The sequence below is a fragment of the Pseudomonas lurida genome (assembly GCF_013522705.1).
Taxonomy (GTDB): Bacteria; Pseudomonadota; Gammaproteobacteria; order Pseudomonadales; family Pseudomonadaceae; genus Aquipseudomonas; species Aquipseudomonas quebecensis.
The window spans coordinates 1-17,070 of sequence record NZ_JAAMRE010000002.1; the positions used below are offsets into that span (position 1 = coordinate 1).

General features: G+C 61.9%; 10 protein-coding genes. 2 read left to right on the forward strand and 8 right to left on the reverse strand.

Annotation, left to right across the window (positions count from 1 at the left end; all coding sequences use genetic code 11):
- Nucleotides 1-152: 152 nt before the first annotated feature.
- From G7025_RS01685 to G7025_RS01695, 3 genes are all read right to left on the reverse strand, one after another.
- Nucleotides 153-1,460: an autotransporter outer membrane beta-barrel domain-containing protein gene (locus tag G7025_RS01685; protein WP_181076184.1), complete on the reverse strand. Its 1,308-nt coding sequence runs from the start codon at nucleotides 1,458-1,460 to the stop codon at nucleotides 153-155.
- A gap of 174 nt (nucleotides 1,461-1,634) precedes the next feature.
- Nucleotides 1,635-2,438 carry an amino acid ABC transporter permease gene (locus G7025_RS01690; protein WP_181076185.1) on the reverse strand — a complete coding sequence of 268 codons (804 nt, stop codon included), beginning with the start codon at nucleotides 2,436-2,438 and terminating at the stop codon, nucleotides 1,635-1,637.
- On the reverse strand, nucleotides 2,435-3,256 hold the full coding sequence (locus G7025_RS01695; RefSeq protein ID WP_181076187.1) for an ABC transporter substrate-binding protein: 822 nt from the start codon (nucleotides 3,254-3,256) through the stop codon (nucleotides 2,435-2,437). The genes G7025_RS01690 and G7025_RS01695 overlap by 4 nt, the downstream gene beginning before the upstream one ends.
- A gap of 113 nt (nucleotides 3,257-3,369) precedes the next feature.
- On the opposite strand from G7025_RS01695, the gene G7025_RS01700 reads away from it, so the two are divergent.
- Complete coding sequence (locus G7025_RS01700) at nucleotides 3,370-4,269, forward strand: homocysteine S-methyltransferase family protein (protein WP_181076189.1); 900 nt, start codon at nucleotides 3,370-3,372, stop codon at nucleotides 4,267-4,269.
- A gap of 3 nt (nucleotides 4,270-4,272) precedes the next feature.
- On the opposite strand, the gene G7025_RS01705 is transcribed toward G7025_RS01700, so the two are convergent.
- The 3 genes from G7025_RS01705 to G7025_RS01715 are packed head-to-tail and all read right to left on the reverse strand — an operon-like array spanning nucleotide 4,273 to nucleotide 6,042.
- Nucleotides 4,273-4,950 (reverse strand): GNAT family N-acetyltransferase, encoded by a 678-nt coding sequence (locus G7025_RS01705; protein ID WP_181076190.1) that lies wholly within the window; start codon nucleotides 4,948-4,950, stop codon nucleotides 4,273-4,275.
- Nucleotides 4,951-4,960: 10 nt separating this feature from the next.
- Nucleotides 4,961-5,407, reverse strand: coding sequence for a GNAT family N-acetyltransferase (locus G7025_RS01710; protein ID WP_181076192.1), 447 nt, complete (start codon nucleotides 5,405-5,407; stop codon nucleotides 4,961-4,963).
- Nucleotides 5,404-6,042 carry an FMN-binding negative transcriptional regulator gene (locus G7025_RS01715; RefSeq protein ID WP_181076193.1) on the reverse strand — a complete coding sequence of 213 codons (639 nt, stop codon included), beginning with the start codon at nucleotides 6,040-6,042 and terminating at the stop codon, nucleotides 5,404-5,406. Before G7025_RS01715 ends, G7025_RS01710 begins: the two co-directional genes overlap by 4 nt.
- 87 nt (nucleotides 6,043-6,129) lie before the next feature.
- Between G7025_RS01715 and pdxR the strand changes: the two genes are divergently transcribed.
- Nucleotides 6,130-7,668 carry a MocR-like pyridoxine biosynthesis transcription factor PdxR gene (gene pdxR, locus G7025_RS01720; RefSeq protein WP_181076195.1) on the forward strand — a complete coding sequence of 513 codons (1,539 nt, stop codon included), beginning with the start codon at nucleotides 6,130-6,132 and terminating at the stop codon, nucleotides 7,666-7,668.
- 7 nt (nucleotides 7,669-7,675) lie between these two features.
- Here the strand turns inward: pdxR and G7025_RS01725 are convergent, their stop codons facing one another.
- A complete protein-coding gene (locus tag G7025_RS01725; RefSeq protein ID WP_181076196.1) occupies nucleotides 7,676-12,331 on the reverse strand; it encodes a dermonecrotic toxin domain-containing protein in 4,656 nt (1,551 codons plus the stop codon).
- Between the two features lie 123 nt (nucleotides 12,332-12,454).
- Nucleotides 12,455-17,044, reverse strand: a complete 4,590-nt coding sequence (locus G7025_RS01730) for a hypothetical protein (protein WP_181076198.1) — start codon at nucleotides 17,042-17,044, stop codon at nucleotides 12,455-12,457.
- Between the last annotated feature and the right edge of the window lie 26 nt (nucleotides 17,045-17,070).

Below are 17,070 nucleotides of genomic sequence, written 5' to 3' on the forward strand. Positions count from 1 at the left end.
AAAAAGGAAGGAAAGTATTAATATCGCGCATAAGAACGCCGGTTTTTTAGATGTGTTTGCTCGCACGAACATCATCCATCAAATCGGCGTTCTTGTTTCTATGTTTCCCGGGATTCCGTGAAGAACCTTTTTTTTGCATTGGATTCAGCGGCTTAGAACGCCATCGTCCATTGCCCCGCCAGTCCCTGGTTGCGGCTGTGGCTGCCACGTTCGGCGGTATAGGTCAGGCCCACACTGTGTTCAGCCGACAGCGCCACGTCCAGGCCGGTGCGCACGGCCAGGCTGTCTCGCGCCAGTGAGGTACCGCTGATGGAGAACTCGCTGTTGACGTGTTCAGGTTCTCTCCAGGCCGAGGATTGTTTCACGCGGCTTTCGACGTTGCCGTACAGGTGCGTCCAACTGGCGCTCAAATGCGGCTTGAGGGCCATCTGGTTATCCAGCCTGAAGTCTCGGGCCAGGCGCAGGCCGAAGGTGGTGTTGAGGTTTTGCTGGGTCTGCGCCCGCACATCCAGCGCGCTGTAGCCGCCCTTTTCGCGAAAGCCCTGGCGGTGATAGCGCTGCAGACCCAGTCCGGCAAAGGGTTCGGCGCGCAGGTCAGCGATGACCAGCGGATAACCCAGTTCGGCGAATACATTCTGACTCTGAGCTTTGTAGTGGCCGGTGAGGCGTTCGCGATAATTGATGAAGTCGACATCCACGTAGCGTTTGTTCTGCCCCGCGTGACTGCTGTAAAGCGCGCCCAGGCGCAGCGCGAACGGGCCGTCCTGGCGTGCCGCATAAGTGCCCAGGTGCCAACTGTCCAGGTCACCCTTGAAGCGTTTGGCACTCAGGTCACTGTCGGATTTGCCGCCCACCACGCCGAACCGCCAGGCGTTGGCCAACGACCAGTCGGCGCCCAGCAAAAGCCCTTGGCTGCGCCGTTTGAGGCCGGCGCTGCCGTGCTGTGCGTCGAGTTTGCCGCCGCTGCCCACGCCTTGCACCCACACACGGCTTGCTTGTTCAGAGGTGTCCAATTGACGAATCGCCGCGAGCAGACTGGCGTTCAATTGTTTCATGCTGGCCTGGGTGGCCGTGCCCAGGTTGGCGTTCTGGCTGCCCGCCAATTGTTCAAGCAATGCGCCGACGCGGCCCGGCTCCAGACCCGCCAGGTAATGCACGTATTGCCGCAGTTGGTGTTTGTCCCAATAGTCGAGCTGGTCCGAAGCCAGCAGTTGGCTGACTGCGGAGTCCAGCATACGGGCGACGTTCAGGCCATTACGGCTGGTGGCGCGGTTGGCGAAGCTGGCGTCCCGAGGCTTGGCAATGACCAGCCCTGAATGACCTGCCGCTCCGTTGCCGCTGAGCGGTTGCAGCCACTCGCTGTCCGGCTCCATGTCGCCGCGAGTGTGTGCGTATGAAGCCCCGATTGTGCCCAGCGCCAGGATGATGGCGACTGCCAATTGCTTGTGTATGAACGGCATGCAAACCCACCTCTGATGTATGAGGCGGGGAATTTAGCGAGGTGACAGAGTGATAACTGTCAGGCCGGGTGCTGCGGGTTTGCGGGAGATGTCTCTAGTGCGTTGCGATAAAACAATTCGTTAAATCTGCACAGCATTGAGTGCACGCCTGAATCAGGCGCGATCGACGCTCCCTCACCCCCGCCCCGCATAGCCCTTGCCGTAGTGCCGCTCCATGCGTGCCTGGATCAGCTCCAGGCCCAGGGACAATACCCAGTAGATGATCGCGGCGGTGGTGAGCATTTCGATGTAGCGGTAGCTCGAACGGCCGTAGGACTGCGCCAGGAACATCACCTCCCAAACGCCCATCACCGAAATCAGTGACGAGTCCTTGAGCATCGAGATGAACTGGTTGGTGGCCGGCGGGATGATGGTGCGCATGGCCTGGGGCAGGGTGACATGCCAGAAGATCTCCCGGTCGCGCATGCCCAGGGCCAGGGCGGCCTCCCGCTGGCCCTGGGGCACACCGAGGATGCCGGCGCGGAAGATCTCGCTGAGGTAGGCGCCATAGTTCAGCGACAGCGCAATGATGCCGGCGACGATTGCGCCCGGCACCACGCCCAGTTGCGGCAGACCGAGGTAGATCAGCAGTATCTGGATCAGCAGCGGCGTGCCGCGAAAAAACGACGCATAAAAACTGGCGATGCCAAATGCCACGGCGCTTTTCGACAAGCGTGCGAGGGCGGTGACAAAGCCCAGCACCGACGATGCCGCCATCGAGCACAGACACAGGAACAGCGTCAGCGCCGCGCCTTGCAGGAAACCGTTGGGCGCCAGGTGCACGCCGATCAGGTTGGGCAGCTTGTCGAGGATGATCGAGAACTTCAGGTCAAAGCTCAGGAAGAAGCTGGCGAACAGGGCGAACAACGCCGCCCAGGTCAGGTACAGGCGTGCGCGAAAGCCGAGCAGCGCGCGCGCGGGTTTTGGCAGATGACTCATTGGCTGATGTCGGCACCGATCCATTTTTTCGACAGCGTGCTCAACGTGCCGTCCTGTTTCAACTGCGCAAAGACGTCACGCACTTTGCTGTCCCACTGCGGGTCGCCTTTTTCGATGGCCACCGAGTTGGGCTCGGCGTACAGCGGCTCGCCGGCCAGCTTGAAGCGCTTGTCCTGGTCCAGGCGCGGCTGGGCGGTGACCAGGTTGGTGAGGATCGCATCCAGGCGCACGCCGGCACCCAGGCCGAGGTCCTGGAACGCTACGTTGTCGGTGTCGTATGGAGCGATCTGGACGTCCTCGAACGGGTACTGCAACTGCGTGTCTTCGGCGCCTTCGATCAGCAGATTTTTATTCAGGTAGCTTTCATAGCTGGAGGCGCTGGTCAGGCCGACTTTCTTGCCGCTCAGGTCCTTGGCGCCGTGGATGCGGTCGTCCTTGGCGTTGACCACAATGACCGCAGGGGACGCGTAGTACTCCACCGGGAAGTCGAACACCTCGGCGCGGGCCTTGCTCGGGGTCATGGAACAGATGCAAATGTCATAGCGCCCGCTCCAGCGGCCGGCGGCGATCACATCCCAGGACGGCGTTTCCAGGCGCAGCTTAACGCCCAGTTTCTGTGCCACGGCCTTGGCCACGTCGACGTCGAAGCCGTCGAGCTGGTTCTGATCGTTGAGAAAAGAGAACGGTGGGTAGCTTTCCATCAGCACGCCCACCAGTTCTTTTTTCTGTTCGATGCGGTCCAGGGTGGCGCCGCCAAAGGCTTGGGTTGAAGCAGCCAGCATCGTCAGGCCCAAGGCCCATAGCGGTTTGAATTTCAAAATGAACACCTGAATAAAAAAGAGGTTGTTATTAACCGAATGGTACGCATTAAATAGTTATAAGAACGACTCTCATAGTGAGTTATTTTCATAAGCATATGAGTAAAAGCTATATGGGCGCTGAAATCACAGTAATTCTCGACGGCGGCATGGGCCGTGAACTGCAACGCCGTGGCGCGCCTTTCCGGCAGCCGGAGTGGTCGGCACTGGCCCTGAGCGAAGCCCCGCAGGCGGTGGAGGCGGTGCATGCGGCCTATATCGACAGCGGCGCCGACGTCATTACCAGCAACAGTTATGCGGTGGTGCCGTTTCACATCGGTGAAGCGCGTTTTGCTGCCGAGGGCCAGGCCCTGGCGGCGCTGGCGGGGGAGTTGGCGCGCCGAGCAGTAGAGGCTTCGGGCAAACCCGTGCGCGTGGCCGGTTCGTTGCCGCCGTTATTCGGCTCCTACCGGCCCGACCTGTTCGAGCCGGCGCGGGTGTCCGAGCTGCTGACGCCCCTGGTGCAGGGCCTGGCGCCCCATGTCGACCTGTGGCTGGCGGAAACCCAGAGCTCCATCGCTGAGGCGCGAGCGATCCACGCTGGTTTGCCGAAGGACGGCAAGCCGTTCTGGCTGTCGTTTACCTTGAAAGACGAAGACACCGATGAAGTGCCGCGCCTGCGTTCCGGCGAGCCGGTGGCGGACGCCGCCGAAGCGGCGGCGCAATGGGGTGTACAGGTGCTGCTGTTCAACTGCAGCCAGCCTGAAGTGATTGGCGCGGCGATCGATGCGGCTCGCCAGACCTTCGAACGCCTGGGCGTGCAGATCCAGATCGGCGCCTATGCCAATGCCTTCCCGCCGCAACCCAAGGAAGCCACGGCCAACGACGGCCTGGACCCGCTGCGCGACGACCTCGACCCGCCGGGCTACCTGCAGTGGGCGGCCGACTGGCAATCGCGTGGCGCCAGCCATCTGGGCGGCTGCTGCGGGATCGGGCCGGAGCATATTGCGGTGCTGGCGCAGAAGCTGAACTGACGCTTAAAGCGCCTGGCGGCACTCCGCCAGGCCCTTGAGCTGCCCGGAAGCCGTCTGATTCGCCAGGGATAACCATTGCTCAAAAGCCGCCGCCACCACCGGCCATTCCCCGTCCAAAATCGAATACCACGCCGTATCCCGGTTCTGCCCCTTGACCACCATATGCTGGCGGAACACCCCTTCAAAACTGAACCCCAGGCGCTCGGCCGCGTATTTGGAACGGGCATTGCCGTTGTTGCACTTCCATTCCAGGCGGCGATAACCCTGCTCGAACGCGTATTTGGCCAGCAGGTACACCGCCTCGGTGCTTTTCGGCGAACGCTGCATCGGTGCGCCGAAGGTGACGTGGCCGATTTCGATGCGGCCCTGGGCCGGCACGATCGACATCAGGCTGAGGATGCCTTGTACATCGCCGCTGACACGGTCGATCACGCTGAAAAAATACGGGTCGCTGTTGGCCGCATGATTGTTCAGCCAGGCATCGAAGGCCGCGCGCTCGGCAAACGGACCATAGGGCAAGTAATCCCACAGCTTGGGGTCGGCGCCGGGGCCTTCCAGCGCTTGCCAGAGTTGATCGGCGTGGCGTGCGGGATCGAGTTTTTCCAGGCGGATAAAGCGCCCTTCGAGCAGTTGAGCCGAGGGCGCCGGAGCACCTTTCCAGTCGGCGAGGGAAGTGGACATGCTGCGCTCCTTAAAGACCTTTGCGAAATTGAATGAAACCCGGGCGCTCGGCGATCCGCTCATACAGCTGGATCGCGGTGGAGTTGGTCTCGTGGGTCAGCCAGTGCACCTTGCAGCAACCGTCGGCCTTGGCGGTGGCGTAGACGAATTCGATCAGTTTGCGACCGACACCGGTGCCGCGCTGGGACGGGTCCACCAACAGGTCCTGCAGGTAGCAGGAGTTCTCGATGCTCCAGTTGGAGCGGTGGTAGATGAAGTTGACCATACCCACCGCCTTGCCGTCCTGCCAGGCCAGCGCCGAATGAGTCGGTTCGCTGGGGTCGATCAAACGCTGCCAGGTACTGTGGCTCACCGCGTCCGGCAGTTCGGTGTTGTAGAACTGCAAATACGCCTGCCACAACGGCAACCACGCCGCGTGGTCGGCGGCGGTGACGGGGCGGATATCGATAGGACTCATTCTGTGGCTCCTTTGGGAATAAATCGGGCGAGGGTCTGGTCGCGCACGTCGCTGCTGGCGGCCAGGCCGTCGCGCACACCGGCGATATCCGCCGAGCTGCGGTTCTGGCTGAGTTTGCGTTTGCCGATCAGGCGCTCGATGGGCAGCGAGAAACCGACGATGGCCTTGAGCATGCCGTCGATGTAGTCGGCCGGGGCATCGCTGACGGCCCATGGTTGGGCGCGACGGCTTTCGTGGCGGTCAGTCAACGCACTGACCACCGCCAGCAAGCGCTCGGCATCGGTGAACACCTCGGCCTTGCCGTAGGCATGTACCGCCAGGTAATTCCAGGTGGGCACCACTTTGCCGTGCTCGGCCTTGGTCGGGTAGAACGATGGACTGATGTAGGCGTCGGCGCCGGCAAAAATCACCAGGGCTTCGCTGCCGTTTTGCAGGTCGCGCCACTGTGGGTTGGCCTTGGCCATGTGCCCGTACAACGTGCCGTTCGAGCCTTCATCAGGGTTGAGCAGCAGCGGCAGGTGGCTGGCTTGCAGGCCGTCGTCGCCCAGGGTCACCAGTTGCGCCAGGCGCGTGTGCTGGATCAGTTGCTGGATTTCGGGCAAGTCATCGAGGGCAAAGGCGCGCGGTGTGTACATGATTATTTTCCTTGGCGAATGGCGCCATCCTAGGCAGGCTAATGGTCTGTGGTAAGAGCCATCCAGGGTCAATTTCATAGGTCCAATATGCCGCCTGCGTCGCCGCCGTTGTCCTTCAACCCCGCCGGTATTGAGTTGGACCCTCGCCAGGGCCTGACACGCCAGCTCTACGACGCCCTGCGCCAACGTGTGCTGGACGGACGCCTGGTGAGTGGCACGCGCCTGCCCGCCAGCCGCGACCTGGCGGCGGCCTTGTCGATTTCCCGCAACAGCGTGGTGCGGGCCTACGATCAGTTGTACGCCGAAGGCTTTATCGAAGCGCGCGTCGGAGACGGCACCTATGTCGCCCAATTACCGACGGCGAAAAAACTATCCACAAAACCATCCACAGGGTTATCACCAGGCTTATCCCCAGCTTTATCCACAAATTGCGGAAATTCATCGGTTAATTCGAGCCTGAAAGTTATCCACAGCGCGGCGCTGGAGCGTCTGGAAACCCACCATTTGTCTCAACCGCCGGTGGGGCCGCCCAAGGCCTTTCGTGTCGGCGTGCCGGCCTTTGATCTGTTTCCGTTTGAGGTTTGGGCCAAGCTCAACGGGGCTTTCTGGCGCAGGCCTAACCTGGAGCAGCTGTGCTACGGCGACCCTGCCGGAGACGCTCGCCTGCGTGGGTTGATCGCCGCCTATCTGCGCAGTTCACGCGGCATGCAATGCACCGCTGAACAAATTGTGATCACCAGCGGCGCGCAACAGGCAATCAGCCTTTGTGCACAGTTGCTGGTGGCGCCCGGCGACGGCGTGGCGGTGGAAAACCCGGGCTACCGCGCCGCCGGGCATGCGTTCGCCCTGGCCGGTGCGTGCCTGCATGGCGTCCCGGTTGATGAGGAGGGGATTGACTGTGGCGTGCTCAACACCCTGGCCGATTGCCGCTTGGCCTACGTTACGCCGTCGCACCAATACCCGTTGGGCGTGGTGATGAGCCTGGCGCGCCGCCTGGAGCTGCTGGCCTGGGCCGAACGCACCGGCGGCTGGATCATCGAAGACGACTACGATGGCGAGTACCGCTACAGCGGCGCACCGCTGTCGCCCCTGGCCGCGCTGGACCGCAGCGGGCGCGTGTTGTACGTGGGCACCTTCGGTAAAGTGGCGTTCCCGGCGCTGCGCCTGGGCTACCTGGTGCTGCCGCCAGGCCTGGTAGAGGCCTTTTCCCGGCGTCGCGCCGTGGACATGCGCCACTCGGAAGTCAGCACGCAGGCGGTGATGGCCGAGTTCATGGCGGCCGGGCACTTCCAGCGCCATATTCGACGTATGCGGCGTGCGGCATTGAGTCGGCGCAATGCATTGCTCGCCGGTTGGCCGCGCGGTTTGCCCGGCGTCGGCCAATTGCCCGGCGTCGCCGCAGGGCTGCACATCACCGTGCGTGTCGACAACCTTGCCCGCGAGCAGCAATTGCTTGCACAGGCCCATGCCGTGGGCGTTGAGATCAATGGCTTGAGCAATTACTGGCTGGCGCCATCCACGCTGGCGCCGGACCAGGGCGCCGGCCTGGTGCTGGGCTTTGCCGCAGTGCCAGAGCCCGCTATCGCGCAGGCGCTGGAACGTTTACGCGAGGCCTGGCGGTGTTGATCGGCACCTACGATTTTGATGCGCCAGGCGCAGCCGCCGGCTTCAACTGGGGAAAAAACAGCGAACCGGCCAGCGCCGGGCTGATCTCGCTGCGATAAATCGCGATCTGGTCGCGGGCACTGACGTCCTTGCGTTCTACGGCGCCGCCGAGCTTCTGTTGTTCGCGGGTTTTGAGGTGCGCGGCGCCGAACGCTTCATCGGCGGCCTGGGGCGATGGGTAGTGGAAGTGCGCGTACCACAGCACGGCATTGTCCTTGGTGCCGCGAATCTCGTACTCGTCCAGGTAGTCCTTGCCGGGGCCTTTGAGGCGTCGCCGGGTGACGGTTTTTCTGATTGCCACTTGCCCCTCTTGATGCAGCCATTCCAGGCGGGCCGCGGTGGGCGGTTGCTGCTTGGTCATGTTGATTCGGGTGTCGGTACCTAACGCGAAGAGCCGCGTCGCATGATCGGCCAGGGCTTTTCTGAGGATGACCGCGGACGGGCGATCGCTCTCGATCAGATTGCGTTGGGTCAGCGCTTCCTCGATCTGATCGGCGGCCATTTCCAGGCGCATCGCGTATTGGTGGAACATCTCTTCTATTTCCACCGGAATGCACCCGGCCTTGCGCGAATGGTTGAGGATGCGCCGGGATTCGGCAGGCTCCGCATCCAGCAGGTCTTGTGCGCTGTTGAGGCTGGTGTCCAGGTCGATCGACTCGGGTTTCGGGGGGCGCGAGGCCGACGGTTCATGTTCCAGCCAGACGCCTGGGGTTTTCTCGTGGAAGGTGGCGATGACCTTGCCGGTCAGCGGTGCCTTGATGTCCACCAGATGGCTGTCGGCTTCGCGCGGTTCGCCCACGATCACGCCTTTGTAGCGGGTCTTGATGACTTTGCGTTGGGGCGTCGTCGGTGATCTGGATGGCCCGGGCTTGGGCTCCATGGCGCGGCGTTCGCGCAGCAGCCTGACCAAGTCCTGCGTGGCCTGTTGCTGAAAGTCATTGATGTAGCCGCGCAGCGTCTCCAAGGGCTCGCGCAGCAGTTTTTGCGGTGCGTCGGCATGCAGGTCGAGCAGGCGCTGGTCGCCGAGGGCGAATTGCTCAACCATGCTGTTGAGCACTTCGATGCGTTGATCCAGGGGCACGCCGCCGACTTTGCCGAGCAGCTCGATGAAGCTTTGGATGCTGATATCCAGGTCATCGATGATGCGGTTGAGCCGCCGCCGCGTTTCGGTTGTGTCCTCGGTAAGAGCGACGCACAGGAAACGCGCGACGGTGATTTGCAGCGCCTTGAGGTCGATCACCTGGATGTTGGGCACGCGTTGCCGGGTGCGCTGAATGACGTCGGCGCCTGCGACACCCAGTTCCTCCAATTCCCGATAGCGCGAGTCGACATATTCCATGCGCCGGATCATGTCCATGCTCATGTTCGACATGGCCTGCGCCTGTTCCACCTGCTGTTGCGTGGTGTCTGTCGCCGAAGGGTCGAGCACGTTCATGGTGGCTTCCATCGTGTCGCGAAAAGGGCCGACACGCTCTTCGATCACCGAGCGCGTGAGGATCAGCTGTTTGTTCAAGTAGCCGCTCATCAGGCTCTGGTAATTGGGCACGGTGTCGATGATGCTCAAGGCCCTGAGCTGACGGATGGGGGTGTCGTAGGCACCTACCCGCTCATCCGCCTGGCTGATGAACGCCTCGCGACGCTGGGCCGTGGACGGCCCCGGCTCCGAGCCGATGGCCACCTGCGCTTCGTACAGTTGCGATTGGGTGCGTTCATCATTTTCGCTAAAGGCAATGAGGTCCTTGCGCAGGCTCTCGATGCGCGAGGGCTTCTGCTCCTGAGCGGTCCGGCGACGGTTTCTGAAGCCACCGCCACGCAGGCGCAGGCGAGAATCGATGAACCACTGCCCGGCGCGGTTATTCACCAGCAGCGGGCCGGTGTGGGTTGGCTCCCTGGGATCGACGACCATCACGTTGTCATTGGCATCCAGCGTGACTTCGAACCAGCGCTGGGCCACCGGCGCATACCATTTTTCACTCAATGGGTAGAGGTACAGGTGGGTGCCGGCGCTGGTGTTTTGCTCGCCCAGCCCCTCGGGTTTGGGTACGGCGAAGCTGCTCAGCAGTGTGGCCAGGCGTGTCGGCGTACTGTGCAGCGGGCCGCTGACATTCAGAGGGCCTTGATGCGAGGGTGGCAATTGGCTGTCGGGAACGTCCGACTGGCGCTTCACAGGGACCTTTGCCGGTGCCTTTACCGGGGGCTTTTCGGTCTCCTCCAGCACCTCCATGCGCTCTGCGGCCAGAGGCTTGAGGGGTTCGTCCAGTGCCTGGGAGGGAGGATGGCGCAGCGTGACATGCAGCGTCAGCGCCATCCCCACATTGAGCAACATGTCCACCAGCGCGGTCCACGGGGCCTGCGCCTGCGGCGTGTCGACGACCCGTTCGGCCTGCTCCAGGTCGTCCATGATTTGCCAGATCCAGGCGGCGATGCCGAGGGTACGACCCAGGAACGGCAAGACGGCGGTCAACAGCTGCCAACCCGTGCGGCGAAACGTGTCCCAGCGTTTCTTCACATTGGATACCGATTGCCGAGTCGCCAGCTCAACCATCGCCTTGGCATTGGCGCTGAACAGCGTGTCCAGCGCGTCATCGCCCAGGGTTGCGTTGCTCAAGTCGATCGGCCCGCTCATCTGCAGCACGGTTGCCGGCTCGACCAGCAGGCGCGCGGCCGTCCAGGGTGACGGCAGAGTGTCGGGAAATACGTATTGCGTGTAGTTGAAACGCACCTCCTCAGGCAGCCAGGCCAGCACCGACTCACGCAGCGCCGGGTCTTGCTTGATGGCGTACAGGAGGTTCTGGCGCGAGGGAAACTGCAGCAGCATCGGCTCCAGCAATGGGCGATACAGGATACACGGGCCGGCGCCAGGGTCCTTCGGCTCGATCACGTACATGTTGGCGACGATGTCGTGACCGTTGCCAGGGCGCAGCCTGGGAGCAAAGGCCAGGCGACGAATCACAGCCGGCTGCGCATCTACGTTGCGTTCGTGCGCCTCGGTTTGCATCACGGCGGCAACGTAGCGGAAGCCACGTTCATCCAGGCCATTTCGCCGCTGCAATTTCAACTGCAGGGCCAGCAACGGTAGTTGTACGCGTAAATGCGCGGTGTAGAGGCGTGAGCGTTGCGCCGATTGCTGCGGGTCATCGAGCAGTTTTTGCTTGATCAGCGCCGGGTAGGTCGCGCCGATATCAAGCCCCTCGATCACCTCCTTGAGGTAGTCATAGGACAGCCATTGCGGGGCGTCGCCGCCGTTGTAGGTCACGCTGACGACACCGATGGGCAGGCCGGTGAGGTTCTCCAGCGCCAGGTCGATCAGGTTACGCCGAGTGATGTCTTGCGCGCCGGGGATCGGGAAGGAACCCCAGATCACCGGCGAGCGAATTTCAATCTGCACCTTGTCCAGGTTCAGGGGCGCGTCCTGAGCACGGGCGTTGATGCGGCTCTGCAACTGTTCGCGGGCATAGTCGCGGATCGGCGCGATACCGTCGTTGAAGGCGCGTCCGTGCCAGTGGGCGTTGAGCTCGGCGAGGTCGATCATCAAGCGGCTGTAGGCTGCCATGTCCGCGTCCGAGGCGGCCGTCAGCCAGTCGGGTAAATGCTGGTGGATGTCGAAGATCCGCGAGAGATGCTCATCGCTCAGATCCTCAAGGCTGGGCATGATTCGGGAGACGGCCGAATGGCGCAGTGGCAACTCGGTTTGGTCCTGCGCAACGTCATCGCCCATCAGGCCGATGGCCTCGACCTGCAGGCCGATCAGTGTGCAGGCCAGGCTTTCGAAATAGTTGCCGTGGGGTTCATACAATCGCCACTGGATCTCGGCACCGGCGTACAGAGGGTCGAGCGTGCCCGGTAATATCTTCCCCAACTCGTCCAGTGAGTCATAGCGGCTGTAACCGTCCGTCAGCGAGAACGTGAGGATGGCCTGGCGCTCCTGGAGTGTGCCGATCAGCACGGCAATACCCAACAACCCCACGTGCGCGTGGCGGTCGGGCAACACTACATCGACGTCGATCAGGCACGCGCGAAGGTTGTAGGGGGCATCGGAGGCTCGGTTGGCACGGTCGGGTGCGTGGTACAGCAGGCGGGCCATCTTGCATTCGTCCTCATCCCAACCTTCAGCGGTGGTGACATTCCATGCTTTGCCCAGGGCGTTAGCGAATACTTTCCAGCGCACCCCTGCGCTGTTGTAGGACGTATTCCAGTAATTCAACTGCTGCTCCTGGAACGCGACGTACAGCAGCGTCGACAGCTCGTTCATCAGGCGCGCGATGGCGTCGATGGCAACCGGCAAATGCACCGGCGACCGCACGTTGGGTTGCAGGGTCAGGTAATGCTCGCCCTCGATGTAGACCAGCGGCTTGGGCATGAGCGCCTGGCGCGCGAGGATACTGGTGAGGGATTCGACCTGCGGCTCGCCGCGTTCAAGCGCCTGCTCTGTCACTTGCCAGCGCGGAGTGACCAGCATGCAGAAATCCGGATTGAGATTGAGCTTGGGGTACAGTTCTGCGAGGGCTTCGCGCAGCAGGTTGGAAGCCACTTCCCGGCTGGAGGGGCCGGTGGTCAGCTGGGTGAGCAGCCCGTAGCCGGGGGCGGTTGGCGTGGGGGCGGATTGAGTAGAGTCGTTGGGCATGTCAGCTCCTTGGTGATCACAGGCGGTGGACCTGCAAACTAACCACTCAAGGAACGCCGCGGAGGTAGATAAGTAGGCGGCCCGGCTTCCACTCGGGATTGCTGAACCGCCCTGGCCGTTCGATCAGAGATTGAAAAACAACCGGCGGGCCTGTTCCAGGTTGATTTCGCTGCGGTAGTAGTCAAGCCGTTGCTGCTGGTTGAACCCATTGACGGTATCGGCGGCTGCGCCCATCCGATGCTCGGCCGGGGTTTTCAGGCGTGCCGAGATAAACGTCCTGGGCGGCGTCCACGACGCCGAGTAATGGAAATGGGCATACCAGAGCACGTTATGCCGCGCGCGGTCGGCGATGGTGTATTCATCCAGGTAGTCCTCCTGGACACCTTTGATCCGACGCCGGCTGATGGTCTTTTTAAGGGTGACTTCTTTGCGCTGCAGGAGCCATTCCACGCCCTCGACAGTGGGCGGTCGCTCTATGATCATGCGTCGCACCTGCTGGTTGGCTTCCAGGTAGAGGTCTGCCGTGGCCTCCTTGAGTTTCTGACTGGCGAGGGTGGCGGAGCGCAGTTCATTCTTCACTACGCCGGGCGATGACAAGGCGTGGTCGATGGCATGCTGGGTTTCCTCCAGCCGCAGGGCGTGCTGGTGATACAGGTATTCGATACCGACCGCAGTACGTGCCGGCTTGGCCGCTTGCTCGTGGGCGCGAGCCTTGAACGCGCTCAATCCGTCCAGAAAAGCCTGGGCCTGATCGAGGGATGCCGTAAGGTCCGGCGCCACAGGCGCAGGGGCAGCGGGTGCGGTGATGCGTCTGACCCACTGGGCCTGATCCTTTTTGTGGTAGGTGGCGATGATGTGTTGAGTGATGGGCGATTTGATGTCCACGAAGTCGGGCTCATGCCCCAACTGCGTCGAGCGTGGCTCGCCGATCAACAGGCCGTCATAGCGGGTGCGGATGAACATTTTACGCTGAGCCGGCGGAGTCGGCGGCGGGGTGGGGCGATGCCTGAGATTGTCACGTTCCAGGTGCAGCCGTGCCAGGTGCAACTGGGTGTCCTGGGAGTATCGGTGTATCTGCGCGCGCAGGCGTTGCAACTGTTCGGGAATGATTTCGGCGGAAAATTCCTGCGACAGGTCTTCCAGGCGCTCATCTACGACCGCAAACTGCTCAGTCAGGCTGCCGAGCGCTTCGATACGCTCGTCCAGGCGTGCTTCGCTTCGCTCGAAAAGCGTATCGTGCAGGGTCTGGGCTGCAACATCGGCGGTGTTGACGATGTCATCCAGGGTCGACCACGCCTGCGGAGTGCTATTGAGCGACGACTCGCTCAGGCACAGGTTGCGTGACGTAGTTAATTGCAGGGCCTTAAGGTTTGAGCTGGTGTAACTGGGCAACAGTCCTTTGTGTTGGCTGATCTCACGGTAGCCTTGCTGGCCCAGTTCGCGCAGCTCTTCGAAACGCGACTCGACGTAATCAAGGCGTTCGATCATGTCCTGGTTTATCTGGCTGAAATGCTGCGCGTCCTCGATGTGCCGCTCTCCAGGCGACTCGGCCTGGCGTGTGACCTGATCCATTATTGTTCTAAGGCCTGGGGTGAATGTCTGCTGGGTTTCGCGGATACCGAACTCGGTTAACTCCAGCTGTGCCCTCAGGTAGCTCAGCGCTTTGGGCGGATAGTCGGCAAGGGGTTCGAAGACATTCAGTTTCTTGAGGTCCTGCAGGGCCGTTTCATAGTCCGAGCGTTGGCTGTCGAGTGCTTGCAGATAGCCTTCGCGCCTGGCAGCGGCCGACGTACCGGGTGCTTCTGTCATTGCTGTGCGGGCTTGCTCCAATTCAAGTGATGCGGCCTTTTTGCCTGTTTCGAATGTCTGCAGTTTGTCGCGCAGCTGCTTGGCTTTTTCCGTGGCCAGCAGACTCGCCCGCCGGCTTGCATGCTTGGGGCCGCCGCCACGCAATCGCAGGCGCGTGTCGATGAACCATTGGCCGGCTGCATTGTGTATCAGCGCCGGGCCGCTGCGCTCCGGTTGGTTGGGATCGATGATCACCACGGGCTCGTCCGCCTGCGCCGATACCTCGAACCAGCGTTGCCCCAGGGATACGTAATATTTCCGGCCTGATCGATAGAGGTGCTGGTAGGTGCCCGCTTCGGTAATGGGCTGGCCCAGGTTCTTGGGTTTTACCACATGGAAGCTGTCCAGCACGGTCGCCAACGGGCCGGGCAAGCGGTTGAGGGCACCGCTGGTACTGAGCGGGCCTGCTCGTTCAGTCGGCCGCGCGGATGCGGTCTGGAGGGGCAATCGTTTGATCAGCGGCGGTTTGACCGGCGTGCCGGGTTCGTGGGTAAGCGACTTGCCGATGCTCTGCCGCCGCGTGACGGTGTGCAAGGTGATCGCCATGCCAATGTTGAGCAAAACGTCAGTGAGGGCAGCCCATTGCGCAGGTTTGTCCTGCTGTTCGCTCGCTTCGACGAGCGCTTGCACTTGATCGAAAATCTGCCAGATCCAGGCGGCGGTGCCCAGGGTCGGGTTTAGGAAGGGCAGCACGGCATTGAGCAACACCCAGCCGATCTGCTTGAGCGTCGCCCAGCGGTTCTCCGCGTTGGAAACCGATTGTCGATCGGCCAGGGTGAACAGCGCCTGGGCGTTGGCATTAAACAGTGCACCCAGCATGTCGCTGCCGACGACGGGATTGGCCAGTGCCACAGGACCGCTCAAAATCAACACTCTGAGCGGATCTACCAGGTAGTTGAAGACCTCCCAGGGGGAGGGTACGTCGCCTGGAAAGACGAGGTTTGCGTAGTCGTCGCGCACGTCATCGGGCAGCCAGGGCAGTATCGAGCTGCGCAATGTGGACGACTGCATGACGTCATAGATCAGGTTGGCGGAGGAGGCGTATTGAATCAGTGGCGGGTTGAATAACGGGCGATAGAGCAGGCAGGGCCCGCCGCTCAGATTGCGCAGGCCGATCACGTACATGTTCGCCACGATGTCGTAGCTCTGGTCCGCGCGGCGAGTGGGGTAGAAAGCCAATTGGTGAAGGACGATATCCTGGCCATCGACCTTGCGGTCGTGTTCCTCGGCCTGCATCAGCGCGACGAGGTAACGGTAACCCTGCTCATCGATCCCGTCTTGCCGTCGCAGCTTGCTCTGCAAAGCCATCAACGGTAGCTGGATACGCAGCTGTTCGCTGTAGAGCTTTTTGCGACGGGCCGACTCATGGCGCAGCTCCAGCAAATTCTGTTTGATCAGGGCTGGGTAGGTTTGACCGACGTCGACCCGTTGAATGATGTCTTCGACATAATCGACCGTCAGCCAGTCGGGCAAGTTGGCACCGTTGCGCAGCTCTATGGTTTTGTTGCCCAGGGGCAGTGCGATGAGGTTCTGCAGGGCCAGCTCAACGAGGGTAAAGGAGGTGGTTTCAACACTCCCGGGCACGACGAACAATCCCCAGACCACCACGCTTTGCACCTTGAAGACGATTTTTTCCAACGGCACGTGCAGGGCGTCCGGATGATCCAGTAGGACCTGTTGCCTGATTTGCTCAAGCGCGTACTGCTCAATGCCGGGGATACCGTCCAGGTAGGAGGCGCCCATATTCAGGCTGTTGAGGGCCGCGAGATCTTTGAGGTGCTGAGCGAAGTTATTCTGGTCGCCGACCGAGGCGTTTTTCAGCCAGTCGGGAAGCGCATGGTGATACCAGTCGAGGTTGGGCCCTTGGTGCGCTGGCGTGTAAATGGCACCCGGACCTGCATTCAATGCCTGATTAACTTGGGCCGAATTGCTCTGGAGCAAGTTCGAAAAATCCAGCGCGCCCACGGCTTCGACCTGTGCACTGATAAACACGCAGGCCAACTGATCGAAGAAGTTGCCCTGGGGCTCGGATAAACGCCATTGCAGCGATGTGCGATGCGTCTGCGACCCGGCATGCGTAGGCAGCGACTCGCCCAACTGGTCCAGAGAGTCGAATTTTTCGTAGCCGTTGCGCGGCGAGTAAGTGAGGATGATTGCGCGGCCCAGGTGCTCGCCCAGCAGCACCGCCAGCATCAGCGGGCTGAAGCGCGTGGCAGCGCCGTCCTCGACCTGTTCGATTTCGACAATGCAGGCTTTGCTCGCATAGGGGTCATCGATTTGCCGGGCGGCGCGGTCGGGGAAGCGATACAGTCGATCTGCCATGGCGCGATCGGTCTCATCCCATTCTTCCACCTGCGCAGTGCCCCAGCCGCTGCGCAGGGTGCTGGACAATTCCTGCCAGCGCGGGCCCTTGGCGTTGCTCTCGTTCCAGAAATCCACCAGGTACGCCTGAAACGCGCTGAGCATCACCGGTGCCTGGGTGTTGATGATCCTGGCGATGTCGGTCATGCGTACGGGCAGGTGCTCAGGTGGCGCGGTGATCGGCTGCCGCGTCAGGAAGTGCTCGCCCTCGATGCACAGCACCGGTATTTGGAGGACGGCTTGGCGCGCCAGCAGGTCGCTGAGCGCGCGATAGGTGGTCGGTCCGGCGACCGGTTGGCCCTCGATGAGCGTCCAGGTCGGCGAACCCATCAGGGTGCTGTCCGGGTCGATGTTCAGGTCCGGGTAGAGTTCGTTCAGCGCCTGGCGCAACAGTTGGGTGGCGGTGGCCCTGAAGGAGGGCCCGGCGTGGAATTGGGCGATCAGTTCCAAGGTCAGGTCACTGCGCCTGGGGTGCGGCTGGGAAGCGGAAGTTGAAGAGGTCATGGGGCGTTCCTGTGGTGCCGTTGCAT